24 protein-coding genes and 1 tRNA gene are annotated in these 24,838 nt (G+C 58.4%); 19 read left to right on the top strand and 6 right to left on the bottom strand.

Going from position 1 to position 24,838, the window contains the following annotated elements; translation table 11 throughout:
- The first annotated feature begins 30 nt into the window (after nucleotides 1–30).
- From ABI171_RS09730 to ABI171_RS09720, 3 genes are all read left to right on the top strand, one after another.
- Nucleotides 31–303 (top strand): HU family DNA-binding protein, encoded by a 273-nt coding sequence (locus ABI171_RS09730; protein ID WP_348092515.1) that lies wholly within the window; start codon nucleotides 31–33, stop codon nucleotides 301–303.
- A 106-nt stretch (nucleotides 304–409) separates the two neighbouring features.
- Nucleotides 410–486, top strand: a tRNA-Asp gene (locus ABI171_RS09725).
- A 154-nt stretch (nucleotides 487–640) separates the two neighbouring features.
- Nucleotides 641–2,566: a SurA N-terminal domain-containing protein gene (locus tag ABI171_RS09720; protein ID WP_348092363.1), complete on the top strand. Its 1,926-nt coding sequence runs from the start codon at nucleotides 641–643 to the stop codon at nucleotides 2,564–2,566.
- Between the two features lie 76 nt (nucleotides 2,567–2,642).
- Here ABI171_RS09720 and ABI171_RS09715 read toward each other — a convergent pair whose 3' ends face one another.
- Nucleotides 2,643–3,356: an arylesterase gene (locus ABI171_RS09715; protein ID WP_348092362.1), complete on the bottom strand. Its 714-nt coding sequence runs from the start codon at nucleotides 3,354–3,356 to the stop codon at nucleotides 2,643–2,645.
- Between the two features lie 28 nt (nucleotides 3,357–3,384).
- On the opposite strand from ABI171_RS09715, the gene ABI171_RS09710 reads away from it, so the two are divergent.
- Nucleotides 3,385–4,104: an ATP-binding cassette domain-containing protein gene (locus tag ABI171_RS09710; RefSeq protein ID WP_348092361.1), complete on the top strand. Its 720-nt coding sequence runs from the start codon at nucleotides 3,385–3,387 to the stop codon at nucleotides 4,102–4,104.
- Nucleotides 4,105–4,249: 145 nt separating this feature from the next.
- Nucleotides 4,250–5,164: a LysR family transcriptional regulator gene (locus tag ABI171_RS09705; RefSeq protein WP_348092360.1), complete on the top strand. Its 915-nt coding sequence runs from the start codon at nucleotides 4,250–4,252 to the stop codon at nucleotides 5,162–5,164.
- Nucleotides 5,165–5,177: 13 nt separating this feature from the next.
- Here ABI171_RS09705 and ABI171_RS09700 read toward each other — a convergent pair whose 3' ends face one another.
- A complete protein-coding gene (locus ABI171_RS09700; protein WP_348092359.1) occupies nucleotides 5,178–5,600 on the bottom strand; it encodes a thioredoxin family protein in 423 nt (140 codons plus the stop codon).
- Nucleotides 5,601–5,680: 80 nt separating this feature from the next.
- On the opposite strand from ABI171_RS09700, the gene tsaB reads away from it, so the two are divergent.
- From tsaB to ABI171_RS09670, 6 genes are all read left to right on the top strand, one after another.
- Nucleotides 5,681–6,388, top strand: coding sequence for a tRNA (adenosine(37)-N6)-threonylcarbamoyltransferase complex dimerization subunit type 1 TsaB (gene tsaB / locus ABI171_RS09695; RefSeq protein WP_348092358.1), 708 nt, complete (start codon nucleotides 5,681–5,683; stop codon nucleotides 6,386–6,388).
- Entirely contained in the window at nucleotides 6,385–6,870 is a 486-nt protein-coding gene (gene rimI / locus ABI171_RS09690) for a ribosomal protein S18-alanine N-acetyltransferase (protein ID WP_348092357.1), read from the top strand. The genes tsaB and rimI overlap by 4 nt, the downstream gene beginning before the upstream one ends.
- Nucleotides 6,867–7,763, top strand: a complete 897-nt coding sequence (locus ABI171_RS09685) for a uracil-DNA glycosylase (RefSeq protein WP_348092356.1) — start codon at nucleotides 6,867–6,869, stop codon at nucleotides 7,761–7,763. Before rimI ends, ABI171_RS09685 begins: the two co-directional genes overlap by 4 nt.
- Nucleotides 7,744–8,733, top strand: coding sequence for a DUF1853 family protein (locus tag ABI171_RS09680; RefSeq protein ID WP_348092355.1), 990 nt, complete (start codon nucleotides 7,744–7,746; stop codon nucleotides 8,731–8,733). Before ABI171_RS09685 ends, ABI171_RS09680 begins: the two co-directional genes overlap by 20 nt.
- Nucleotides 8,734–9,038: 305 nt before the next feature.
- Complete coding sequence (locus ABI171_RS09675) at nucleotides 9,039–9,437, top strand: hypothetical protein (protein ID WP_348099296.1); 399 nt, start codon at nucleotides 9,039–9,041, stop codon at nucleotides 9,435–9,437.
- On the top strand, nucleotides 9,437–9,658 hold the full coding sequence (locus ABI171_RS09670; RefSeq protein ID WP_348092353.1) for a hypothetical protein: 222 nt from the start codon (nucleotides 9,437–9,439) through the stop codon (nucleotides 9,656–9,658). The genes ABI171_RS09675 and ABI171_RS09670 overlap by 1 nt, the downstream gene beginning before the upstream one ends.
- A gap of 110 nt (nucleotides 9,659–9,768) precedes the next feature.
- Here the strand turns inward: ABI171_RS09670 and lplT are convergent, their stop codons facing one another.
- On the bottom strand, nucleotides 9,769–11,031 hold the full coding sequence (lplT, locus tag ABI171_RS09665) for a lysophospholipid transporter LplT (protein ID WP_348092352.1): 1,263 nt from the start codon (nucleotides 11,029–11,031) through the stop codon (nucleotides 9,769–9,771).
- Between the two features lie 199 nt (nucleotides 11,032–11,230).
- Between lplT and alr the strand changes: the two genes are divergently transcribed.
- The 4 genes from alr to fghA all read left to right on the top strand — a co-directional run bounded on the left by alr (nucleotide 11,231) and on the right by fghA (nucleotide 15,835).
- The gene (gene alr, locus ABI171_RS09660; protein ID WP_348092351.1) at nucleotides 11,231–12,307 is read left to right on the top strand and encodes an alanine racemase; all 1,077 of its coding nucleotides are present in this window, start codon (nucleotides 11,231–11,233) and stop codon (nucleotides 12,305–12,307) included.
- Nucleotides 12,308–12,409: 102 nt separating this feature from the next.
- The gene (gene radA / locus ABI171_RS09655) at nucleotides 12,410–13,780 is read left to right on the top strand and encodes a DNA repair protein RadA (protein ID WP_348092350.1); all 1,371 of its coding nucleotides are present in this window, start codon (nucleotides 12,410–12,412) and stop codon (nucleotides 13,778–13,780) included.
- 98 nt (nucleotides 13,781–13,878) lie between these two features.
- Nucleotides 13,879–14,985 carry an S-(hydroxymethyl)glutathione dehydrogenase/class III alcohol dehydrogenase gene (locus ABI171_RS09650; RefSeq protein ID WP_038488487.1) on the top strand — a complete coding sequence of 369 codons (1,107 nt, stop codon included), beginning with the start codon at nucleotides 13,879–13,881 and terminating at the stop codon, nucleotides 14,983–14,985.
- A 1-nt stretch (nucleotide 14,986) separates the two neighbouring features.
- Entirely contained in the window at nucleotides 14,987–15,835 is an 849-nt protein-coding gene (gene fghA / locus ABI171_RS09645; protein ID WP_348092349.1) for an S-formylglutathione hydrolase, read from the top strand.
- A gap of 62 nt (nucleotides 15,836–15,897) precedes the next feature.
- On the opposite strand, the gene ABI171_RS09640 is transcribed toward fghA, so the two are convergent.
- Together ABI171_RS09640 and ABI171_RS09635 are read right to left on the bottom strand one after the other, a co-directional pair.
- Entirely contained in the window at nucleotides 15,898–16,620 is a 723-nt protein-coding gene (locus tag ABI171_RS09640; RefSeq protein WP_348092348.1) for a TerC family protein, read from the bottom strand.
- Between the two features lie 320 nt (nucleotides 16,621–16,940).
- Complete coding sequence (locus tag ABI171_RS09635) at nucleotides 16,941–17,846, bottom strand: LysR family transcriptional regulator (protein WP_348092347.1); 906 nt, start codon at nucleotides 17,844–17,846, stop codon at nucleotides 16,941–16,943.
- Nucleotides 17,847–18,108: 262 nt separating this feature from the next.
- On the opposite strand from ABI171_RS09635, the gene aceB reads away from it, so the two are divergent.
- Complete coding sequence (aceB, locus tag ABI171_RS09630) at nucleotides 18,109–19,695, top strand: malate synthase A (RefSeq protein WP_348092346.1); 1,587 nt, start codon at nucleotides 18,109–18,111, stop codon at nucleotides 19,693–19,695.
- A 102-nt stretch (nucleotides 19,696–19,797) separates the two neighbouring features.
- On the opposite strand, the gene ABI171_RS09625 is transcribed toward aceB, so the two are convergent.
- Nucleotides 19,798–20,400 (bottom strand): TetR/AcrR family transcriptional regulator, encoded by a 603-nt coding sequence (locus ABI171_RS09625; protein WP_348092345.1) that lies wholly within the window; start codon nucleotides 20,398–20,400, stop codon nucleotides 19,798–19,800.
- A gap of 236 nt (nucleotides 20,401–20,636) precedes the next feature.
- On the opposite strand from ABI171_RS09625, the gene ABI171_RS09620 reads away from it, so the two are divergent.
- The 3 genes from ABI171_RS09620 to ABI171_RS09610 all read left to right on the top strand — a co-directional run.
- Nucleotides 20,637–22,043 carry an efflux transporter outer membrane subunit gene (locus ABI171_RS09620; RefSeq protein ID WP_348092514.1) on the top strand — a complete coding sequence of 469 codons (1,407 nt, stop codon included), beginning with the start codon at nucleotides 20,637–20,639 and terminating at the stop codon, nucleotides 22,041–22,043.
- A 36-nt stretch (nucleotides 22,044–22,079) separates the two neighbouring features.
- Nucleotides 22,080–23,306 (top strand): HlyD family secretion protein, encoded by a 1,227-nt coding sequence (locus ABI171_RS09615; RefSeq protein WP_348092344.1) that lies wholly within the window; start codon nucleotides 22,080–22,082, stop codon nucleotides 23,304–23,306.
- A 12-nt stretch (nucleotides 23,307–23,318) separates the two neighbouring features.
- Nucleotides 23,319–24,838 (top strand): DHA2 family efflux MFS transporter permease subunit (locus ABI171_RS09610; protein WP_348092343.1); only part of this gene is annotated, 1,520 nt, incomplete at its 3' end.

Genomic DNA, 24,838 nt, shown 5'->3' with positions numbered 1-24,838 from the left:
TCGATATTCCATTCCTATGAGGGGACCTACGTGAACAAAACTGAATTGATCGATCACATTGCCAAGTCGGCTGATATTTCCAAAGCAGCGTCGGCACGCGCCTTGGATGCTGTGATTGCGGCAGTAAAAACGACGTTGAAGAAGAACGGCAGCGTGACCCTGGTCGGCTTCGGCACCTTCTCCGTCGGCAAACGCGCGGCCCGTACCGGCCGTAATCCGCGTACCGGGGAAGCAATTAAGATCAAGGCAGCGAAAGTTCCTAAATTTAAGCCTGGCAAAGCGTTGAAAGATGCTGTAAACTAGCGTTCTTTGACGTGGTGACAAACGTCAATTGTTTGACCGGCTAGATGCTCGGCACATGGTCAAACAGAAAATCCGAATTTGTTTATAAAATTTGCGAGCAGTTTTAGGAGTGGTAGTTCAGTTGGTTAGAATACCGGCCTGTCACGCCGGGGGTCGCGGGTTCGAGTCCCGTCCACTCCGCCAAAATACAAAAAAGGTGAACGAAAGTTCGCCTTTTTTCTTATGTGCAATTGGTTTGTGTTGTTGCCTCATATGTTGCATTCAGTTATGTTGTAGCTTTTGCTGTAGCCTAATTTCCAGGTTTATTTCTTAGCCGCTTGATCTCGATTGGCCGACCATGTTTGAATTTGTCCGTACCCATCAGCGCTTGATGCAGTTCTTGCTGCTGTTGTTGATCATCCCTTCATTTGCTCTAGTCGGGCTGCAAAGCTATAGCAGCTTTGGCGATGGCGCCAATACGGTGGCCAAGGTCGCCGGCCAGCCTATCACCCAGCAGGAGCTGGACGGCGCGTTGCGCGAGCAGATGGAACGCTTGCGTCAGGCATATGGCGATCGTTTCGATCCGAAAATGATGGAAACGCCGGAAGCCAAGCAGGGCGTGCTGGATAATCTGATTTCGCAACGCGTGCTGGCCTCGGCCGTGACTAGCGAGCATCTGGCCGTGTCCGATCAAAGCCTGCAGCAGACCATCATGGGTGTTCCTGCTCTGCTCGGCGCCGACGGTAAGTTCGACAACGACAGATACCACGCTTTACTTGCTGCACAAGGCATGACGCCGACCATGTATGAAGCGCGCTTGCGCCAGGATATGGCCATGCAACAGCTGAACGGCGCGGTACAGACCACCGCATTCACGCCAAAGACCGTCGCCACCCGCTTGTCCGATATCAACGACCAGGAGCGCGAGGTGCAAGAGCTGCTGTTCAAGTCGGCCGACTATGCGTCGCAGGTCAAGGTCACCGACGCCATGCTGCAAGACTACTACGCCAAAAATCCGAAGGAATTCGAGATTCCTGAGCAGATCAAGGCGGATTACGTGGTGCTCGACAGCGCCGCGGCCGCCTCGCAAATCACTGTCAGCGATGCCGATATCAAAACGTACTACGACCAGAACGTTGCCCGCTTCACCACGCCGGAAGAGCGCCGCGCCAGTCATATCCTGATTTCGGTGAAAAAAGATGCGCCTGCCGCCGAGCAAGCTACAGCCAAGGCCAAGGCAGAAAGCCTGTTGGCGGAAGTCCGCAAGACGCCGGCCGACTTTGCAAAAATCGCCAAGGCGAATTCACAAGATACAGCCTCTGCTGAAATGGGTGGCGATCTCGGTTATTTCGGCGCCGGTTCGATGGTGAAACCATTCGAAGATGCCGCAAACAAGCTGAAGCAAGGCGAGATCAGCGATCTGGTGCAATCCGATTTCGGCTATCACATCATCGAGCTGACCGGCATCAAGCCGGCGCAGGTCAAGCCGCTGGATGAAGTCAAGACGGACATCGCGGCAGAAATCAAGAAGCAGTTGGCTGCGCGTAAATTCACCGAGCTGGCAGAAGCTTTCAGCAATACCGTGTATGAGCAGGCCGACAGCCTTAAGGCTGTCGCCGACAAGCTGCATTTGCAAATCCAGACTGCTGCGAATCTGGGCCGCCAGCCGAACCCTGCCGCTGCGCCTACGGTTCCGTACAACAACCAGAAATTCCTGACCGCCCTGTATGCCGATGAAGCGCTGAAGAACAAGCACAACACCGAAGCGATCGAAATTGCTCCGAATACCTTCATCGCCGGCCATGTCGTCGAGTACAAGCCGGTGACCAAGCGTTCGTTCGATGAGGTCAAGGCGATTATCAGCGACAAAGTCACGCGTACCGAAGAAGCTGCGCTGGCCAAGAAAGCCGGCGAAGAGAAGCTGGTTGCCTTGAAGGCACAAGACAACGCCGGCGGTTTCGCTGCGGTGCAAACTGTGTCGCGCACCAAGAACCAAGGCGTTAATCCACTGGCGTTTGAAGCGGTCATGAAAGCTGACGTCAACAAATTGCCTGCCTATGTCGGCGTGGTGCTGCCGTTGCAAGGCTATGGTTTGTACCGTATCGGCAAGGTCGGACAGCCGGCGACCCAGGACGCGGCGCGCCGCACGGCCGAACAGCAGCAGATCACCGGCATTCTGGCGCAGCAGGAAATGCTGGCCTACGTCGATGTCTTGAAAGAGAAGGCGAAGGTCAAGATCCTGAAGCCGATTGTTGTGGCGCCTGCCAACGGCGACGACAAATAAGCTGTTGAAGAAAATTTCAAGAACAAAAAAGCCACTGAAAAAGTGGCTTTTTTTATGAACGGCTCTTTTTAGTAATTTATTTGGTCAATAGCGGTTTCAGTTGCGGCCAGACGTTATTCAATATGATCGGATGCGCCTGAGCGATTGGATGCATGCGGTCTGCCTGCATCAGCTCCGGTTTATCGGCCACGCCATCCAGCAAGAATGGCACCAGCGGCACTTTGGCTTGCCTGGCTAGCGTGGCGTATTGCGCAAAGAATTTTTCCGTATAGTCGCGGCCGTAGTTCGGCGGGATCCGCATGCCCACCAGCAGCACCTTGGATTTTGCTTGCTGGGCAGCGCTGATCATCGCCCGCAGGTTGCTTTCGGTGGCGTTCAGCTGCAAGCCGCGCAAGGCATCGTTGGCGCCCAGCTCGATGATGACGATATCCGGTTTGTGCTGCAGCAGCGCGGGAAGGCGGGTCTTGCCGCCGCTGGTGGTTTCACCGCTGATGCTGGCATTGGTGATGGTGGCGGCGATCTTTTCCGTGCCCAGCCGTTGCTGCAACAGGGCGACCCAGCCGGTACCCCGCGCCAGTCCGTATTCTGCGGAAAGGCTGTCGCCTAACACCAGGATCGATTTTGATGCAGAATACGCATTGTTCGTCCATACTAGCCCCAGCAAGCCGAGCAGCACGATCGCCCGCCGCGAGCCGCTGGCAATCTTGGCGATATGTGTGGCCATATCTGCGGCCAGACGCGCAATCCGTTTCTGACAACCATTCCCCAACCCGGAGTCGATAATCTGCATGCCTCAGTCCTCTTCTGTTAATCCTGCAATGGTACATCCCAGGGCGCCTGCCATCGACGTCCGGCACCTGACCAAGCGCGTCGCCGACGCCAGCGGCGAGCTGGTGATTCTTGATGATATCAATTTTAACGTCCAGGGCGGTACTACGCTGGCAATCGTCGGCGCCTCGGGTTCCGGCAAGTCGACGTTGCTGGGCTTGCTGGCGGGGCTGGATACGCCGTCTTCCGGCACCGTGCATATCGATGGCAGCGATATTTTTGCGTTGGACGAGGATGGCCGCGCCGGTCTGCGCAAGGGAAAGCTGGGTTTCGTGTTCCAGTCATTCCAGTTGCTGAACCATCTGAGTGCGCTGGAAAACGTCATGTTGCCGCTCGAACTGCGCGGCGACAAAGATGCGCGGGAAAAGGCCCAAGCCAAACTGGAACGGGTCGGCCTGGCCAGCCGCTTGCAACACTATCCGAAGTACCTGTCGGGCGGCGAGCAGCAGCGCGTGGCGCTGGCGCGCGCTTTCGTGACCGAACCGCCGTTATTGTTCGCCGACGAGCCTACCGGCAGCCTCGATGCCGCCACCGGCGATGCGGTAATCCAGCTGATGTTCGATCTGAATCAGGAGCGCGGCTCGACCTTGGTGCTGGTAACGCACGATACCTCGATCGCCATGCAATGTCGCCAGACCATTACCATCGCCGCCGGCCGCTTGCTGCGTCCGGGCGACACAAGCGTGGCAGACACACAAATATTTCAGTAGATCCGGCTTATTCCTGGTACGCGCCCAACTGCTGTGCGGCCTGCGTGTCGGCATCGCCATGCTGGCGCTGGTGGTCAGCTTCATGGCGTTGCTGGACAAAGAAAATTCCAGCTGAGCCAAGCTGTTAAAAGAAGGGAAGCAAAAGATGGATCGCTTGCAGTCGATGCGAGTATTCGCCAAGGTGGTGGAACAGGGCAGCTTTGTTGCCGCCGCCCAGTTGCTGGACATGTCCAATGCGGTAGTTACACGCCTGGTTGCAGATCTTGAAAATCATCTTGGCATCCGCCTGCTGCATCGTTCGACCCGCAGGATGGCATTGACCGAACCGGGGCAGGCCTATCTCGAACGTGTGCGGCAGATCCTGGATGAGATCGACGAAGCCGAGGCTGCCGCTTCCGTGCTGTCGACCAATCCGGCCGGCACCTTGCACATCTATTCGCAGATCGGTTTCGGCCAGACCCAACTGGCGCGCTTGTTGCCGCTGTATTCAAAGCAGTACCCGGATGTCCGGCTGGATGTGACGCTGTCAGACCGCACGGTCGACCTGATCGAAGAGGGATTTGATGTCGGGATATTCTCGGTCAACCAGAAATTCGATGTCAGCATGGTGGCGCGCCAACTGGGCATCGCCGAAGTATTGCTGTGCGCTTCGCCGGCGTATATTGCCGAGCATGGCGCGCCGCAGGTTCCGGAGGACCTGGCGCGCCACTCCTGTCTGAATTTTTCGCTGGAGCATTTGCGGCATCACTGGACCTTCCAGTCTGCCGAAGGCACCTCGGTGATTCCGATCACCAGCAAAGTCATGTCGAACAATACCGAACTGCTGCGCCATTGTCTGCTGGCGGGAATGGGGATCGCCTTGCGCAGCTCCTATACGCTGGGCGACGACATGGCGGCCGGGCGTGTGGTGCGCGTGCTGCAGGATTTTCAGATCAACAAGGTGGCGGTGCGCCTGGTGTATCCGAGCCGGCGCCTGCTGTCGGCCAAAGTACGCAGTTTTGTCGACTTCATGATGGCGCAATTTCCGCATCCGGACTGCGATCCCTGGCTGGAATCCTGAACGGTTGCTCAGCTCAGTTATCCGTCAGCCGCCGCAGTAGATTACCTTCCTGTTGCCACCTGCGGCGCTCGTCGCTGCTGTGGGCTTCTGCTTGCAATTCTTCCGCACTCCTGGTCATTTGCGCTTGCAGGATTCTCTCCGCCAGGCGCAGATCCATTTCAACCGGGCCCAGGAATGTCACTACGTCGCCGCGCTGGATCAGCAAGGTGGGGAAGTTGTCGACATCCAGATCGCCGACCAGCTCGGCCTGGTCTTCGATATCGATCCAGGTAAACTGGACTTGCGGATGGCGTTGCGCCAGCGCCGCGAAATTTGCGAAATATTCCCGGCAACTGCCGCACCAGGCGGCACACAGGCAAGCCACCACCCAGCCATCCTCGCCGAGGATATCGGCAAGTTGCGAACGATTGTGATTGTCGAGAGTCAGGATCAGCATAGACGGTATTTTACCGTGACTGCGCCTGATTCTGGCCGAATAGCGATCAGAGCGCCGTCCGGCGCGGTAAAATACTGCTTATGCCGACTATTCTTGCCATCGAAACATCTACCGAACTGGCTTCCGCCGCCCTGTTGCGCGACGGCCAGATGATTACCCGCGAATCGGCGGGCGTCCAGACACATTCCCTTTCCATTTTGCCGATGGTGCAAAGCCTGTTGGCTGAAGCCGGCATCAGCCTGGCCCAGTGCGATGCGCTGGCGTTCGGCGTCGGCCCCGGTTCGTTCACAGGAGTGCGCACCGCTTGCGGCATCGTCCAGGGCCTGGCGTTCGGCGCCGACCTGCCGGTGTTGCCGGTGGTGACGCTGGCCGCCATGGCGCAGGCCTGCCGCGATCTGAACGGCGCCGACGATGTGCTGGCGATACTGGATGCACGCATGGGCGAGGTCTACTGGGCGCAATATCGCTTTACCGATAATCAGTGGCAAGTACTGGTCGAGCCTACGTTGTCGGCGCCGGCGGCCGTCTTGCCGTTGCCGGTGACATCGCCACTGCCGCTGCAAGCTTGCGGCAATGGCTTGGCGGCCTACGCAGAGGTTTTTGCGGCGGCGCCGTTTGCCGCTGCCGGCTTGCCACACGTGATGCCGAATGCGCGCCAGATTGCATACCTGGGCAGTCTCGCTTTCGCTCAAGGACAAGGTTTAAGTGCGGTAGAAGCGCAACCTTTGTACTTGCGCAACAAGGTCGCGCTGACCACCGCCGAGCGCGCCGCAAAGGTGCTGCCATGAACGCCAACGTCCAGCCATCGCCCAATTTGCAGCGGCCGCTGGCGTTCGCCGCGATGTGTATCGAAGACCTGGATGAAGTGGTGGCGATCGAGAAGAGCGTATATTCCCATCCCTGGACCCATGGCAATTTTGTCGATTCGATCCAGAGCGGTTATCAGTGTTGGGTGTTGCGCGATGCCGGCGGTGTGCTGCTGGGTTATTTCTTCATGATGGGCGCGCTGGACGAAGCGCACCTGCTGAATATTAGCGTGCATGGCGATATGCACCGGCGCGGCATCGGCAAGATGCTGCTGGACAAAGTGTGCATCCTGGCGCGTCAATTGGCGATGCAATCGGTGCTGCTCGAAGTGCGTCCATCCAATACGCGCGCGATCGAGATTTACCAGCGTTATGGTTTCGCCGAAATCGGCCGTCGCCGCGATTATTATCCTGCGGCGGGCGACAAGCGCGAAGAGGCCATCGTCATGAGGTTGCCTTTATGAGCGAGATGACGAGGCGCAGCGTTTTCCTTGACGAGATCGGCCTGGGACCGCTGTGGCTGCGACGTGAAGGTGCGGTGGAGGTTGAGATAGCGTCGGGCGAGATGGAAATCGCATCGCAGTTGACCATCGCCGCCGAGGAAATTCCTGCACCGGTCGTGGACCATACGGATCCGCTGCCGCAGGTCGATGTAGCTGCCACGCAGCCGGTGAATGTCCCGCCGCCGATAAATGCCGCACTCTCAGCCTGGAATGACGATGACGGCGCCACGCCAGCACCATCCCAAGAGCAGGTTCCAGCAATACAGTCGCCGGCCAAGATGGATTGGCCGCAGTTGCAAAAAGCCGTTGCCGGATGCACCGCCTGCGGACTTTGCCGCGGCCGCAAGAATACCGTGTTCGGCGTCGGCGACAGTAAAGCCAAATGGCTGTTTATCGGCGAAGGGCCGGGCCGCAACGAGGATATCCAGGGCGAGCCGTTTGTCGGCCCGGCCGGCAAGTTGCTCGACAATATATTGCTGGCGATGGGGCTGGCGCGCGGCGACAACGCTTACATCGCCAATATCGTCAAATGCCGTCCGACCGATGATACTGGCCGCGACCGGCCGCCGACCGCCGACGAGGTGGCCGCTTGCCTGCCATATCTGCAACGTCAGATTGAACTGATCCAGCCAACCGTGCTGGTGGCCCTGGGCAAGACCGCAGCCTTGTCCTTGCTTGGGCTTGATCCAGGCACGCCTGTGTCCAAGCTGCGCGGCAGCGTCCATCGCTACGCCGGCCGGCCGCTTATCGTGACCTATCATCCAGCCTATCTGTTGCGGCAGTTGGCCGATAAAGGCAAAGTCTGGAGCGACCTGTGCCTGGCGATGAGCACCTATGCCAGCACCACAGAATGAGCCTGCAGGCGCCGCCGCGATGATAGCTCCCGGCAGCTGCCAGGAGCAGTTCCATCTTCGCTGGAATCATCTGCTGGATCCGCATGTCCGCGCGTTGGCCTGGTTGCTGGATGCGCCGGACCTGCTCGATCCGCACGCAGCCCAATGGCAAGGCCAGATCGCCACCTACGCCGATTCCGACCTGGCATCATGGCTGGCCGAACTGGATCAGGCGCCACACAAACTGCAAGAATTGCATGTTTATATCGGCAGCCTGCCATCCACCCGTCTCGGACTGTATGCAGAAAAACTGCTGGCGTTCTATTTTGAACAGCGGCAGTTGCTGGTGGCCCACAGCGTCCAGGTCCGCGCCAGTAAAAACGATACGATAGGCGAGTTCGATTTCTTGCTGCGCTTGCATGGCGGTCTGGTGCACTGGGAATTTGCGACCAAATTCTATCTGCTGGAATCCAGCGCCGGTAGCTTGCAGGCGGACGATTTCCTAGGGCCGAACCTGGCCGATTCGCTGGGCGCGAAAATGCAAAAGATCCTGCAGCGCCAGCTGGTTCTATCACAACATCCTGCAGCCCAGATGCATCTCAGCGAACCGGTGGTTTCTGCGCAGGCGCTGGTCAAGGGCTGGCTGTTTTATCTAGATCATCTGCATCCGTCTTCGGTTCTCGGCGTATCCGCCAACGCCTGCCGTGGCTACTGGCGCGCCTCATCCGCACTGGCGCTGGACGAGTCCGCCTTGTATCAGCTATTGCCGCGCCTGCGCTGGCTGGCGCCGGCCAAGGTGGCGCTGGCAGATGCGCTCAGCGCGGAACAGGCGCGTTCGGCGTTGTCGCAGCATTTTGCCGGCGACGCCGCGCCGGTGCTGCTGGCGACGTTGCGTACTGACGGCGGCGATGCCCTGGAAACCGAACGCGGTTTTGTGGTGTCGGATGATTGGGCGGGGCGCGCAATTGCTCAGCGCCATGTTTCTCGATAGGTAATTTGTATCAAGCGGGATTACCAAACACCAATAACTTCTTTTCAATCAATGTTGTTCCCTGCGCAATGTATTTGTAACATAGTATTTCAAAATAACATTACAGCGATTTATAGGGAACAAATGAGGAAATTAGCGATAATCACCACGGCACTTCTTGGTATTTTTTTTCGTCCGCTGCTCGGGCGGATGACATCATCTCGCGCTTTACGGTTCGCGATCAGGGACAATTTGCATTGGATGGCAACGTCTTGGGCGGCCGCAGCAGTTCATCGAACACCAGTCCTTATTCGCCGGGACTGTCGATGGAGCAGCGTAGCTACTCTAGCCAGTTATTTTTTAACGGCAATGTCGGTCTGGGCTACGGTTTCGAATTGTTTGCCGGACTGCCATATGTGTTAAGTAACCGTAACGATGTGCATTATAGCTATGGGGAAGAGCGCGAATCCAGTAGCTTTGATGGAGAAAAAGGCTTTAGCGACGCCACATTTGGCTTGAGATATCGCGCGTTCAAAAGCGCCGATGGCAATAACGAAGTGCTGCTCCGGTTTTCCTTGCTGCGTCACAGTGGTTTTTTTCCGGATTCATCGATAGCGAAGCAAGCTACCTGCACGCATTTACGCCCGCGATCAAGGCGGCGTTGTCGGCAAATTTCACACGGCGTCAAGGTGGTCCGAACAGTGTCGGCTACGGTGCATACCTGATGTGGCAAGCATCGCCGCAAATTGCCATCGTACCGTTCATACGCGGAAATCGCTATAGCGAATACATGGGCATTCCCGGCTATAACTCCATAGGTGGCGGCATGGAGCTGCGCTATACCCCGGTCAAAGGCTGGAACATTACACCGGGCTTGAGTGGAAATCACCAGAGAGCGCGCCTAATGTGTATTCCGGCACATGGAATAGTATTTCTGGTTCGCTGACCGTACAGAAAGAATTCTAATCAACCGGATTGCTTTGGCCGAAACAGCATTAGAGAACAAAAAAGCGGGCTTGCCCGCTTTTTTTTGTCGCTTGAATTTCCGTTACTTGTCTAGTGCTTGCTCTCACCGATCAAGGCCAGCGAATCATGCTCGCGTTGATTGGCCGCATGCTTGCGCATGATCAGCAGCATGATGCCGGCGACAAACAGGCCGAACAGGAAGATCACGATGTTCACGTTCAGGTCGATTTTGATCATCAACGCATACAGCACCAGCATGGTGAGTATCGACAGGTTTTCATTGAAATTCTGTACTGCGATCGAGTGTCCGGCGCTCATCAGTACGTGGCCGCGATGTTGCAATAAGGCATTCATCGGCACCACGAAATAACCGGAGAGGGCGCCAATCAGGATCAGCAGCGGATAGGCAATCCAGACCGAATGCACCACGGTCATGGCCATCACCACCAGACCCATAGCGATGCCGACCGGCATCACCGTCAGCGATTTTTTCAAGGGGATCATGCGCGCTGCCGCCACGGCGCCTATGGCGACGCCAAACGCTACCACGCCTTGCAGGATCGCAGCCTTGTCGAGCGGCATGCCGAGCGATTTTTCGGCCCATTTCAATACGATGAATTGCAGCGTGGCGCCAGCGCCCCAGAACAAGGTGGTGACCGCCAGCGAAATCTGGCCCAGCTTGTCTTTCCACAGAATTGAACAGCAATTGGCAAAATCGATGATCAGCTTGCTTGGCCGATGCTGCTGTTTGGGATAGCGAGCGCCGGTATCAGGGATTTTCAGGTTGAAAATAGTGGCCACCAGATACAGGAAGCCGATTACGGTCAGGGCGGCATGGGTGGGCGTTTCCAGATGCCAGTCGATTACCGGAATATGCATCTGCAGCAGGATCGAAGCCACATGCGGACTGATCAGGAAGCCGCCGAGGACCGTGCCCAGGATGATGGACGCCATGGTCAGGCCTTCGATCCAGCCATTGGCGGCGACCAGCTTGTCCGGTGGCAATAATTCAGTCAGGATGCCGTACTTGGCAGGGGAGTAGGCTGCTGCGCCGAAGCCGACGATGCCGTAGGCAATCAGCGGATGGACGTCTGCAAACATCAGCAGGCAGCCGAAGATTTTGATCAGGTTAGTGATGAACATGACCCGGCTTTTTGGCATCGAATCGGCGAAGGCGCCAACAAAAGCAGCTAAAAGCACGTAAAACAAGACAAATACCAGTTTTAACAGCGGCGTCATCCAATCCGGCGAGGATATTTCAGCCAGTAAGGCTATTGCCGCTATGAATAGCGCGTTGTCGGCTAGCGAAGAAAAAAACTGCGCCGCCATGATGGTGTAAAAACCGCGATTCATCCGCATCCCAGAATGTAACATTGTGTCCCCGGCCTGCTTTATACCATGAAAATATGACCGGTCCGCTATTTATGAGGGGCGTAGAAGGCAAAACGTTCCGTTGAATTATTGAGAAATTGCCAATCCTTTCCGGCCGTTGCATCCGGTAAAATGGATGGCTCTACGAATCTTCGTAAATTCCGACTAGCTATCTCTATCCATGCCCAGACCCCTCGTTGCTTCTATAGATATTTCTGCCCTGCAGCACAATCTGCGTGTCGCCAAATCACATGCCCCAAACGCGAAAATCTGGGCAGTGGTCAAAGCAAATGCCTATGGCCATGGCTTGGAGCGCGGCATGCGTGGGTTTGCCGAAGCGGATGGATTGGCCTTGATCGAGCCTGAAAACGCATTGCGTCTGCGCGAACTCGGCTGGCAAAAGCCGATTCTGCTATTGGAGGGGGTCTTCGACGCCGCCGACCTAGCGACGGTAGTGCAGGCCGGGCTGGATTTCGCGGTGCATTCGCCGGATCAGATCCTGCTGCTGGAACGCGCCGCATTATCCGGACCGCTGGATGTGCATCTGAAAATGAACAGCGGCATGAACCGGCTCGGCTTCAAGGCAGAAGCTTACCGCGCCGCATATCAGCGGCTGCGGGCGATTCCTGCGGTGCGCAAGATCACCCTGATGACCCATTTTGCCAACGCCGACGATCCGCTCAATCCCGGCTTGCCACTGCAGCAACAAGTGCAGCAGTTCGAGCAGGGCGCCATGGGCTTGGAAGAAGAGCGCAGCATCGCCAATTCCGCCGCCGATTTGATGCACCCGGAATTGAAGTCGGATTGGGTGCGGCCTGGCATCATGCTGTATGGTGCGACCCCCGGCGGCGCCAGCGCCGAACAGTTCGGCCTGAAGCCGGCCATGACGCTCAGCAGCAAGATCATCGGCATCCAGCGCATAGGTGCCGGCGAGACGATCGGCTACGGCAGCCGTTTTGTCGCCGCCGCGCCGATGATCGTCGGTGCGGTTGCCTGCGGCTACGCCGACGGCTATCCACGCCACGCGCCGAACGGCACGCCGGTGCTGGTCGACGGCGTACGCACCGCCACTGTCGGCCGGGTATCGATGGACATGTTTTCGGTCGACCTGAGCAACGTGCCCGGCGCCGCAGTCGGCAGCAACGTCACCTTGTGGGGCAACGGTTTGCCCATCGATGAGGTGGCGCATGCCGCCGGCACCATAGGCTATGAACTGATGTGCGCTTTGGCTGCGCGGGTTAAAGTGGTGGAATCGTAAAAACCACAAGATAAAAGCGTCCACGGAAAATGCGAAAAAGCCCCTTGGCTTTTTCCGTGCTTTCCGTGGATAAAACAGTTATTTGAAGAATTGCGGATCCGAATGGCCAAAGCTAAAACCAATTACACCTGCACCGAATGCGGCGGCGTCGCCAACAAATGGACCGGACAATGCCCATCATGCGGGCAATGGAATACCTTGGTGGAAACCATCGTGGAAGCCGTCGGCAACCGCTTTTCAAACCAGCATCAGGGCCTGGCGCAGGCCGCACCGGTCATGACGCTGGCCGATATCGACGCCATCGACGTACCGCGCTTCGGCACCGGCATCGAAGAATTCGACCGGGTGCTGGGCGGTGGCTTGGTTGCCGGCGGCGTGGTGCTGATCGGCGGCGATCCGGGGATCGGCAAGTCGACCTTGTTGCTGCAGGCGCTGGCGAATCTGTCGAAGATAAAAAAAGTCCTGTATGTCAGCGGCGAAGAATCGGGCGCGCAAATTGCGCTGCGCGCCAAACGGCTGGTAGTGGACGCCAGGGACCTCAAGTTCCAGGCTGAAATCCAGCTCGAAAAAATCATCAATACATTGGTGGAGCACAAGCCGGACGTTGCCGTCATCGATTCGATCCAGACGGTCTATTCCGACGCCCTCAGCTCGGCCCCCGGTTCGGTGGCGCAGGTGCGCGAATGCGCGGCGCAGCTGACGCGTATCGCCAAACAGTCGGGCATCACCATCATCATGGTCGGCCACGTTACCAAGGAAGGCGCGCTGGCCGGGCCGCGCGTGCTGGAACATATCGTCGACACCGTGCTGTATTTCGAGGGCGACACCCATTCCAGTTTCCGCCTGGTGCGGGCGATCAAGAACCGCTTCGGCGCGGTCAATGAGCTCGGCGTTTTCGCGATGACCGAAAAAGGTTTGAAGGGCGTTTCCAATCCTTCCGCACTGTTCCTGTCGCAGCACGATAACCAGGTGCCGGGTTCTTGCGTGATGGTGACGCAGGAAGGGACCAGGCCGTTGCTGGTGGAAATCCAGGCGCTGGTGGATGCGTCGCATGTGCCGAATGCGCGCCGCTTGTCGGTGGGCCTGGAACAGAATCGCCTGGCGATGCTGCTGGCCGTATTGCACCGTCATGCCGGCATCGCTGCGTTTGACCAGGATGTATTCATCAACGCCGTGGGCGGCGTCAAGATCACCGAGCCGGCAGCCGATCTGGCAGTGCTGCTGGCGATCAATTCGTCGATGCGTAACCGGCCTTTGCCGCGCGGGCTGGTGGTGTTTGGCGAAGTCGGCCTGGCCGGTGAAATCCGGCCGGCGCCACGGGGCCAGGAACGCTTGCGGGAGGCGGCCAAGCTGGGTTTTTCGATCGCCATGATTCCCAAGTCGAATGCGCCGAAACAGGATATCGAAGGCTTGAAAGTGATCTCGGTGGAACGCATCGATGACGCTTTGAGCAAGATACGTGACGCTGAGTAGTTAGCGATATTGTTTGATTGCAGACATGATGGGAACAGCTTTGTCCTCGTACGGCGCGGACAAGATTCAGCATCCATCAAGATAACCAAGGACAGAACATGAAAACCAAAGCAGCCATTGCATGGAAAGCCGGTCAGCCGCTGACTATCGAGGAAGTTGAACTGGGCGGCCCGCGCGCCGGTGAAGTGCTGGTGGAGATCAAGGCCACCGGGATCTGCCATACCGATTACTACACCTTGTCCGGCGCCGATCCGGAAGGCATCTTCCCGTCCATCCTGGGCCATGAAGGCGCCGGCGTGGTGGTTGACGTCGGTCCTGACGTCAAGAGCCTGAAAAAGAACGACCACGTGATTCCGCTTTACACGCCGGAATGCCGCCAGTGCAAATTCTGCCTGTCGCAAAAAACCAACCTGTGCCAGTCGATCCGCTCGACCCAAGGGCGGGGCTTGATGCCGGACGCTACCAGCCGTTTCTCCATCGATGGCAAGCCGATTTTCCATTACATGGGGACATCGACGTTTTCCAACTACATCGTGGTGCCGGAAATCGCCCTCGCCAAGATCCGCGAGGATGCGCCGTTCGACAAGGTTTGCTATATCGGTTGCGGGGTCACTACCGGCGTCGGCGCGGTGCTGTTCACCGCCAAGGTGGAAGCGGGCGCGAATGTTGTGGTGTTCGGCCTTGGCGGCATCGGCCTCAATGTGATCCAGGCGGCGCGCATGGTCGGCGCCGACAAGATCATCGGGGTCGATATCAATCCGGCGCGCGAAGCGATGGCGCGTAAATTCGGCATGACCCATTTCATCAACGCCAAGGAAGAAAAAAACGTAGTGGACGCCATTATCGGCCTGACCGATGGCGGCGCCGATTACAGCTTCGAATGCATCGGCAACACCACCACCATGCGCCAGGCGCTGGAGTGCTGTCACAAAGGGTGGGGCCAGTCGATCGTGATCGGGGTGGCCGCCGCCGGCCAGGAAATCAGCACCCGGCCGTTCCAGCTGGTGACCGGCCGCGTCTGGAAAGGCTCGGCTTTCGGTGGCGCCCGCGGCCGCACCGATGTACCGAAAATCGTCGACTGGTACATGGATGGCAAGTTGAATATCGATGACCTGATCACGCACCGCTTGCCGCTGGAGCGCATCAACGAAGGTTTCGACCTGATGAAAAGCGGCGAGTCGATCCGTTCGGTAGTGATCTATTAAGATGGAGCTGATCAGCGAACATGCCTGCTTCGGCGGCACGCAGGGATTCTACCGGCATGCGTCAACCGAGATCGGCCTGCCGATGCGGTTTTCCGTGTTTCAGCCGCCACAGGCCAAACTTGGTCCGGTGCCGGTGCTGTTTTTCCTGGCCGGGCTGACCTGCACCGAAGAGACTTTCATGATCAAGGCCGGCGCGCAGCGCTATGCTGCGCAGCACGGTATCATGCTGGTCACGCCGGATACCAGTCCACGCGATACCGGTATTGATGGCGTCGCCGACAGCTGGGATTTCGGTAACGGCGCCGGCTTCTACCTGGACGCGACGCAAGTGCCATGGGCGGCACATTTCCGGATGTATTCGTATGTATTGCATGAGTTGCGGCAAACGATACTGCGCGAATTTCCGGCGCGGGCCGACCGCATCGGCATTTTCGGCCACTCGATGGGCGGCCATGGCGCGCTGGTGCTGGCGTTGCGCAATCCAGGCATATATGGCTCCGTGTCGGCGTTTGCGCCGATTACCGCGCCCAGTCTTTGTCCGTGGGGACAAAAAGCATTCAGCAATTATCTGGGGGCAGACACGGCTGGCTGGGGCGACTACGATGCGACACGGCTGATGCAGGGCCTGCCGCGGCCGTTTCCGCAAGAGATCCTGATCGACCAGGGTCTTGGGGATAAATTCCTGGATGAACAATTGCTGCCGGAGCAGTTCGAGGCAGCTTGTGCGCAGGCAGGGCAGCGCTTAACCCTGCGACGCCATGCTGCTTATGACCACGGTTATTATTTCATTTCGACCCTGCTCGAGGATCATCTGGCATTTCACCAGCGGATACTTTCGGCAAACTCCTGATGCAAAAAAAGCCCCGCCTGTTAAGGCGAGGCTTTCAGATCAACTTTCTCGATTCTTTAATCTTACTCAGCGACCTTGGCCTCGCCGCGCCGCTTTGAAACCATCCAGCCGCCACCCAGCACGACCACAAAGCCCAGCACGTAAGCGGCATAGTCAAGGCCTGGCAGGCTATTCCAGAACGGTTGCAAGACCGGCTCGCCAATGATCATATGCATCGCGGTGTACACCAGGATCGCGGCACCGATGAAGATCGTCAGCGGGAAGCGTTCGATCAATTTAAGCGCCAGGGTCGAGCCCCAGACCATGATCGGCACCGAAATCAGCAAGCCGATGATCACCAGCGCCATGCTGCCTTTGGCGGCGCCGGCCACGCCCAGTACATTGTCGATGCCCATGACGGTATCGGCGATGATGATGGTTTTCAGTGCGGCGGCCATGGTGGTCGCTTGCACGCCATGGGCTTCACCTTCATCGGACTGGGTCAGCAAGCGATAGGCGATCCAGAGCAGGGCGAGACCGCCGACCAGCAGCAAGCCCGGCACCTTGAGCAGCCAGACTACCCCGATCGTCATCAGCACGCGGGCGATGATCGCCCCTGCTGTGCCCCAGATGATGGCCTTGCGGCGCAGATGGTCGGGCAGGGTGCGGGCTGCCATCGCAATCACGATGGCGTTGTCGCCGGCCAGCACCAGATCGATCACCACGATAGCCAGCAGCGCGGTGAAGAAGGAGCCGAGGGTCCAGTCGGCCATGCCGAGCATTGAAAGTAAACCAGAAAAATCCATAAAGTCTCCAACAGGGTTAGCGGATAACCTCAAACATGGATAACAACAGGAGTGGCGAGGACTGCGACACTTTGCCTGCATGATATCCATGCTGACAAAGGTCTTGCTCAACAGCGTTGCTGCCAGGGTAACCGGGCGCAGGCGTTAAGCCTGTTCCGTGATGACGACTACCTTGCAAAACATTGGGGCGGCCGGTAAATGATACCCGTCAGCCAGTGCAATGTTCAGGAGCTACTCCCCTTTGAGAGGGTGTTGCACGCCAGAAACCGTGCAACGGGTGCTGATTATATACCAATATGGCGAATCAGGAAGTTTTCGCTTCAGCCTTGGCGCCAATAGTCCGGCCGGGCATAAGCGCGCCGTAAAAAGTCGACAAATACCCGTATTCGCAGGGGCAGGTGACGCCGCTGCGCGAACACCGCGTAGATATCGTTGCCCGGCGCGGCAAACTCATCCAGCACCGTCACCAGCTTGCCGGATTCGATCTCGCTGCCGACTTCCCACATCGAGCGCCAGGCCAGGCCTTTGCCGGCCAGCGCCCAGTCGTGCAGCACCTGGCCGTCGTTGCAGACCATGTTACCTTCCACCTTGACCGTGACGATCTTGCCGTTCTGGCGGAAACTCCAGCCGCGCTGGCTGCCTTCGCTGCTGATCGCCAGGCAATTATGCTTTTGCAATTCATCCACGGTTTCCGGTTTGCCATGGCGTTTGATATAGGCAGGCGAGGCCACCACGATGCGCTTGTTGTCCGCCAGCTTGGCGCCGACCAGCGATGAATCCGACAAGGAAGCGATGCGGATGGCGACGTCGATGCCTTCGCCGATCAGGTCGACCACGCGGTCGTTGAGGTTGAGGGTCAGGGTGACGTCGCGATGTTCCGTCAGAAAAGAGGGCATCAGCGGCGCCACATGTTGCCGGCCGAAACCGGCCGGCGCCGAGATCAGCAGATGGCCGCTGGCGTGGGCGCTACGCTCGGAGACGGCGGACTCGGCGTTTTCCAGGTCGGACAAGATGCGCTGGCAATCCTCGAGGAAGGCTTCGCCCTCATTGGTCAGCGCGATTTTGCGGGTGGTGCGTTGCAAAAGCTTCACACCGAGCCTTTCCTCTAATGCATCCAGCCGGCGCCCGATCATGGCCGGGGCGATGCCTTCGGCACGGGCGGCGGCGGACAGGCTGCCTTTGGCGGCCACCTCGACAAACGTTGAGATTTGCTTGAATTGGTCCACTGCTTACGGTCGCCTTGGTTGGGAATGATCACAGCTGTGATAAGCTCGCTGCGGCTCACTTGTGACTAAAACGCATAGATCAAATGATAAATCGTTCAACCTATGATGATTTAGTTTAAATATACTATATAGCGTAAAAATTAGATAATGCCATTCGGGATTTTGCATAGCCGACATGGTAAAAAATGGAATGTAGCGCTGCACAATATTGTTTGTGCGGGCTGTAGAAGATACCAATTCATAGAACCAACAGGAGTAGAGCATGACGCAACTGACACTGCCAGCAGGAATGGAAATCAACGGCGCAATCGAGCCAGGCTACGCGGAAATTCTGACCCCGGACGCACTGGCGCTGGTCGCCAAGCTGAGCCGTGCTTTCGAAGTGCGTCGCCAGGAACTGCTGGCAGTGCGCGTCGAGCGCGCCAAGCGCCTGGACGCCGGCGAGCGTCCTGACTTCCTGCCGGAAACCGCGCATATCCGTAACGGCGACTGGAAGATCGCACCGATCCCGGCCGCGCTGGAATGCCGCCGCGTTGAAATCACCGGCCCGGTCGAGCGCAAGATGGTCATCAACGCCTTCAACTCCGGCGCTGACAGCTACATGACCGACTTCGAAGATTCCAACTCGCCGGTCTGGGACAACCAGATCACCGGCCAGATCAATCTGCGCGACGCCATTCGCAAAACCATTTCGCTGGAACAGAACGGCAAGTCCTACAAGCTGAACGACAAGGTCGCCACCTTGGTGGTGCGCCCGCGCGGCTGGCACCTGGATGAAAAGCATGTGCTGGTCGACGGCAAGCGTATCTCCGGCGGTATTTTCGACTTCGCCTTGTTCATGTTCCACAACGCCAAGGAACAGCTGGCGCGCGGCGCCGGCCCGTATTTCTATCTGCCGAAGATGGAATCGCACCTGGAAGCGCGTCTGTGGAACGACATCTTCGTCATGACGCAAAGCGAACTCGGCCTGCCGCAAGGAACGATCAAAGCCACCGTGCTGATCGAAACCATCCTGGCGGCTTTCGAGATGGATGAAATCCTGTACGAACTGCGCGAGCACAGCTCGGGCCTGAATGCCGGCCGCTGGGATTATATTTTCTCCTGCATCAAGAAGTTCAAGCTGGACAAGGACTTCTGCCTGGCCGATCGCGCCAAGGTTACGATGACCGCGCCGTTCATGCGTTCGTACGCCTTGCTGCTGCTGAAGACCTGCCACAAGCGCAATGCGCCGGCAATCGGCGGCATGGCTGCACTGATCCCGATCAAGAACGATCCGGAAAAGAACGACATCGCCATGGGCGGCGTCCGCACCGACAAGGCGCGCGATGCGACCGACGGCTACGATGGCGGCTGGGTTGCCCATCCGGGCCTGGTTGAACTGGCCATGACCGAATTCAAGAAGGTGCTGGGCGACAAGCCGAACCAGATCAGCAAGCAGCGTGAAGACATCAATGTCAGCGCCGCCGATCTGCTCGACTTCAAGCCGGAAGCGCCGATCACCGAAGCCGGCCTGCGTTACAACATCAACGTCGGTATTCATTACCTCGGCGCCTGGCTGGCCGGTAACGGTTGCGTACCGATCCACAACCTGATGGAAGATGCAGCGACTGCCGAAATCAGCCGCGCCCAAGTCTGGCAATGGATCCGTTCGACCAAGGGCGTGCTGGAAGACGGCAGGAAAGTAACCGCCGAGATGGTCGTGGCGATGATTCCGGAAGAGCTGCTCAAGGTCAAGGCGCTGGTAGGCGAAGGCGCTACCTATGACCGCGCCGCCAAGATCTTTGAAGAGATGTCGACTTCGGCGTCGTTTGCCGAATTCCTGACGCTGCCGCTATACGAAGAAATCTGATGAGGGTATGCGGCTGTTAGCCGCATGGAAAAAAAAGCCGATCTTTCGATCGGCTTTTTTTATGGCTTTTCGGTCGCAGCCCGGCAGAGCACAAGCAGGGAGCTATTCAGGCGTATAAATGCGCATGAAGGCATCGATGGCGCGTTCCGCCGACTCCTTGATCTTGGCCGGTGTGGCGCCGGTGATGACGCCGAGCATCCTGGTTTCCATCCATTCCGTTTCCAGCAAGCCGCGCAGCTGCAAGGCGGCGACCCATGGATCTGCAACGCGTAGCTGCTGCCGTTCCATGGCTTTGCGGAGAAAATCGCTGACCCGGGTCCAGCCCGGTTTCGGTCCGCGTTCATACAGCATCTTGCCGATATTCCAGCGTTCGGCGTGGGCCAGGACCAGACGTTTGACGGCAACCACTTCCGGCATCAGGATAACCTTCAGGTATTGTGCGCCAACCTGCTGCAGAGTTTGACGCAAATCGCCGCCTTCCACCAGTTGCTCGAATACGGCTTCATAGTGCTGGCCGATCTGTTGGCGCATGGTTTCGACAAAAATATCTTCTTTCGAAGAAAAGTAGTTATACAAGGTCGCCTTCGACCCTCCCAGGCGCGCCGAAATTTCCGACATGGACGTTCGTTCAAAGCCGATTTCATTAAATATCGCTGCCGCGACATCGATGATTGCCTGCCGCCGTTCTTCGCTTTTCATGCGCATGTGTCAATTTTTCCTTTTTTACCAGCATAACGAGCTTGGGCCGCGCCAGGTCGCGCGCCAAATCAGTTCGTTGCTTTTTGAGCTTATCGGCGTCTAGTTTTACTTGACGACGCTCAAAAGTCAATACTATACTGAACCGTACAGTTTAGTTGTGAATGGATTTTGCCATGCAAGGCTCTTATTTTTCTCCCAGTTTTTCACCTTATACGGCGCCCGCTTTGCGTGGCATCGCCACCATGTGCGTGCTGGCATTCGCTCTCAGCGGCTGCGCGCAGTTCTCCGAGATCGGCCCGCGCGCCGAACCGAAAGATATTTCCGCCTACCAGGCTTCGCAACAACTCGCCGGCAGTGCCGTCGCCTGGCCCGAGGACAACTGGTGGGCAATCTACGGCGACAAGCAGCTGGATACGCTGATCAGCGAAGGCTTGCGCGGCGCGCCATCGCTGGCCGCAGCGCAGGCCCGCTTGTTGAAAGCGGAGGGTAGCGCGCAGCAGCAGGGCGCCGCTTTGCTGCCGCAGGTCAGCGCCAATGCCTCGGTGAATTATATGAAGCAGAGTTATAACAATGGCGTACCGGCCGATTTTGTTCCGAAGAATTACAACAATGAAGGCAGCGCCACGCTGAACTTCAGTTACGAAATCGATTTCTGGGGCAAGAATCGCGCGGCGTTGGCTGCCGCCACCTCCGAGCTGGAAGCAGCGCGCGCCGATGCAGCACAGGCGCGCATCACCTTGGCGACCTCGATTGCCGCCGCCTACGCCGAATTTGAAAGTTTGCTGAGCCAGCGCGATACCGCCGAAGCTGCGCTGCAGGTGCGCCGCGAGACTTACGATTTGTTCGAACAGCGCCGTCTGAACGGCCTGGAAACACTAGGCAGCGTCAAGCAGGTGCTGGCTCGCCGCGCCACGGCTGAAGCCGATTTGCTGAGCGTGACCGAATCCGTCAATTTGCAACGCAACAAGCTGGCGACGCTGGTGGGGGCCGGCCCCGACCGCGGCTTGCGCCTGTTGCGCCCGGAAATCGACATGTCGCATCCGTTCGGCATGCCGCAACAACTGCCGGTCAACCTGCTGGGGCGGCGGCCGGATGTGGTCGCCTCGCGCTTGCGGGTGGAAGCCGCAGGCAAACAGATCAAGGTCGCCAAGGCGCAGTTTTACCCGAACGTGAACCTGACCGCCTATCTGGGCTTGCAGGCGCTGGGACTGGGCATGCTGAGCAAAGCCGGTTCCGATATCGGCAGCATCAGTCCGGCGATCTCGCTGCCGATTTTTGAAGGCGGCCGCTTGCGCGGACAGTATCGTTCCGCCAGCGGCAGCTATGACGAAGCGGTCGCCAATTACGATAGCGCGGTGACGCAGGCGCTGCAGGATGTGGCCGATGTCGCGGTCAGCGAGAAAGCCCTGTCGGGCCGGCTGGACAAGACGCAAGAGGCGGTCGCTGCGGCCGAGGATGCTTACCGTATCGCCCGCAACCGCTACGAAGGCGGCCTGGCGACTTATCTCGATGTACTGAATGCGCAAGACACCTTGCTGACCAACCAGCGCGCGCTGTCGGCGTTGCGCACGCGTTTGTTCTCGCTCGATGTCGCGCTGGTGCGCGCGCTGGGCGGCGGTTATCAGCACGATCAACACGCCGCAAGCTGATCACGGATTCAATAGAATACTTCAAAGGATAACAACATGTCACACAGTGATTCTCAGGTCATCAAGGACCTCGCAGCAGAAGAAGCCGTCGCCAAGGCCGAAGCCAAGGCGACCACCCAAAAACGCAAGAAGCTGTTCGGCGCGCTGGCCGGCGTGATCCTGGTTGCCGGCGTTGGCTATGGCGTCTACTGGCACTTCATCGGTTCGCGTTACGTCGGCACCGACAATGCTTACACCGCGGTCGAAATCTCGCAGCTGACGCCGGCCATCAACGGCATCGTGGCCGACGTCAAGGTGGTCGACACCCAGGCGGTGAAGCAGGGCCAGGTGCTGGTCGTGATCGACGACAGCGACGCCAAGCTGGCGCTGGCCCAGGCGGAAGCGGATCTCGGCCGCGCCGAGCGCCGGGTGCAAGGTTATTTTGCCAGTGACAGCGGACTGGCGGCGCAGGTGCTGGCGCGCGAGGCGGAACAGAAGCGCGCCGCCGCGCAGACGCTGTCGGCCCAGGCCGATCTGCAACGCGCCGAGCTGGATTTCCACCGACGCGAGGCTTTGTCCAAATCCGGTTCGGTGTCGGGCGAAGAACTGAGCAACGCCAAGAGCGCCTTGCTGACCATGCAAGCCAACCTGAAAGTGGCGGAAGCGGGCGAGGTGCAAGCCAAGGCCAATCGCTTCGCCACGGTCGGTGCGCAAAAAGCCGGCACGGTACTGACCGCGGGAACGACCGTCGACACCAATCCTGAAGTGGCGCTGGCGCGCGCCAAGCGCGACCAGGCCAGGCTGGATCTGGAACGTACCGTATTGCGGGCGCCAGTGGATGGCGTGATCGCCCGCCGCCAGGTACAGATTGGCCAGCGGGTGCAGGCCGGCACAGTGCTGCTGTCGATCGTGCCGACGCAATTGATGCACGTTGACGCCAATTTCAAGGAAGGCCAACTGACCCAGGTCCAGATAGGACAGCCGGTGACGATGACGGCCGATATCTACGGCGGCAAGGTGGAGTATCACGGCACGGTGGAAGGCTTGTCTGGCGGCAGCGGCTCGGCATTCGCCATGATTCCGGCGCAGAACGCCACCGGCAACTGGATCAAGGTGGTGCAGCGCTTGCCGGTACGGATCTCGATCGATCCCAAGCAATTGCAGCAGCAGCCCTTGAGCGTCGGCTTGTCGATGGAAGTCGAGATCGATACGCGCGCTAGCCGCGATGCCAACGATACCCCGGACACCCGCGCCGCCAAGACGCGGCAAACCGCAGCCATGTAAGAAAGCCGCATCATGTCATCCACCTCGTCTTCCTACCTGCAGATAAAACCGCTGCAAGGCGCGCAGCTGATCGGCGTCGGCCTGTTGCTGGCCGCCGCCAACTTCATGGCGGTGCTCGACACCACCATCGCCAACGTCTCGGTCTCCACCATTTCCGGCGCACTGGGGGCATCCTCCAGCCAGGGCACCTATGTGATTACCTCTTACGCGGTAGCCGAGGCGATCACGGTACCGCTCACCGGCTGGCTGGCGAACCGTTTCGGCGCCGTGCGTGTATTCATCACATCGATGATCATGTTCGGCATTTTTTCAGCGCTCTGCGGATTTGCGAATTCGCTGGGATTGCTGATCGCCTTCCGCGTCATGCAAGGGCTGGCCGGCGGCCCGTTGATTCCTTTGTCGCAAACGCTGCTGCTGCGGATCTTTCCCAAAGAGAAAGCGCCGGCGGCGGTCGGGCTATGGGCCATGACCACCTTGATTGCACCGATTGCCGGGCCGATATTGGGCGGTGTGCTGTGTGATCAGTACAGCTGGCCGTATATCTTCTATATCAATGTGCCGGTGGCATTGATCTGTGGTTACATCGGCTGGAGAATGCTGAAGCCTTATGAGTCGTCGCTGGTGAAATTGCCGATTGATAAAGTCGGCCTGGGGCTGATGGTCGTCTGGGTCGCGGCATTGCAACTGATGCTCGACAAAGGCAAGGAGCTAGACTGGTTCGCATCCCCTGTGATCGTGGCGTTGGCGCTGACCGCCGCGGTAGGTTTCATCGCCTTCCTGATCTGGGAGCTGACCGAGCGCAATCCGATCGTCGATCTGCGTGTGTTCCGGCACCGCGGCTACTCGGCCAGCGTCACCACCATCTGCCTGGCCTTCGGCGCTTTCTTCGGCGCGACGGTACTGACGCCGCTGTGGCTGCAAGGCTATATGGGTTACACCGCCACGCATTCGGGGCAAACCACGGCCTTGTCCGGCATCCTGGCAGTGATGACCGCACCTTTCGTCGCCAAGATGTCGGGCAAGTTCGATCCGCGCAAGCTGGTTTGCTGTGGCGTGTTGTGGCTCGGTATGGTGACCTTGCTGCGCAGCTTCAATTCCTCCGACATGACCACCTTCCAGATCGGCTGGCCGCTGTTGATGCAAGGGATCGGCATGCCGTTGTTCTTCGTGCCGCTGACGGCGCTGGCGCTGAGCAGCGTGAATCCGTCTGAAACCGCCTCGGCGGCCGGCCTGATGAGCTTCTGCCGCACCATGTCCGGCGCGATTGCCACTTCGCTGGTCAACACCGGTTGGGAAAACAACGCAACCTACTACCATGCCGAGCTGGCCGGGCTGGTGGACAAGGTGGGTGACGCCGCCAATAGCCTGATGCAGTCCGGCATGTCGGCCGACCAAGCCAGGGCCAGCATCGAACAGACCGTGCAATCGCAGAGCATCATGCTGTCGACCAATCACATGTTCATGATGGCGGCGCTGTCGTTCTTGCTGGCGGCGATTGCGGTGTGGTTTGCGCCCAAGCCGAAACGTATTGC

This window comes from Collimonas sp. (assembly GCF_039923675.1).
Lineage (GTDB): Bacteria > Pseudomonadota > Gammaproteobacteria > Burkholderiales > Burkholderiaceae_D > Collimonas.
The sequence above is the reverse complement of the archived record's forward strand: the minus strand, read 5'-3'. Positions and strand labels throughout refer to the sequence as shown.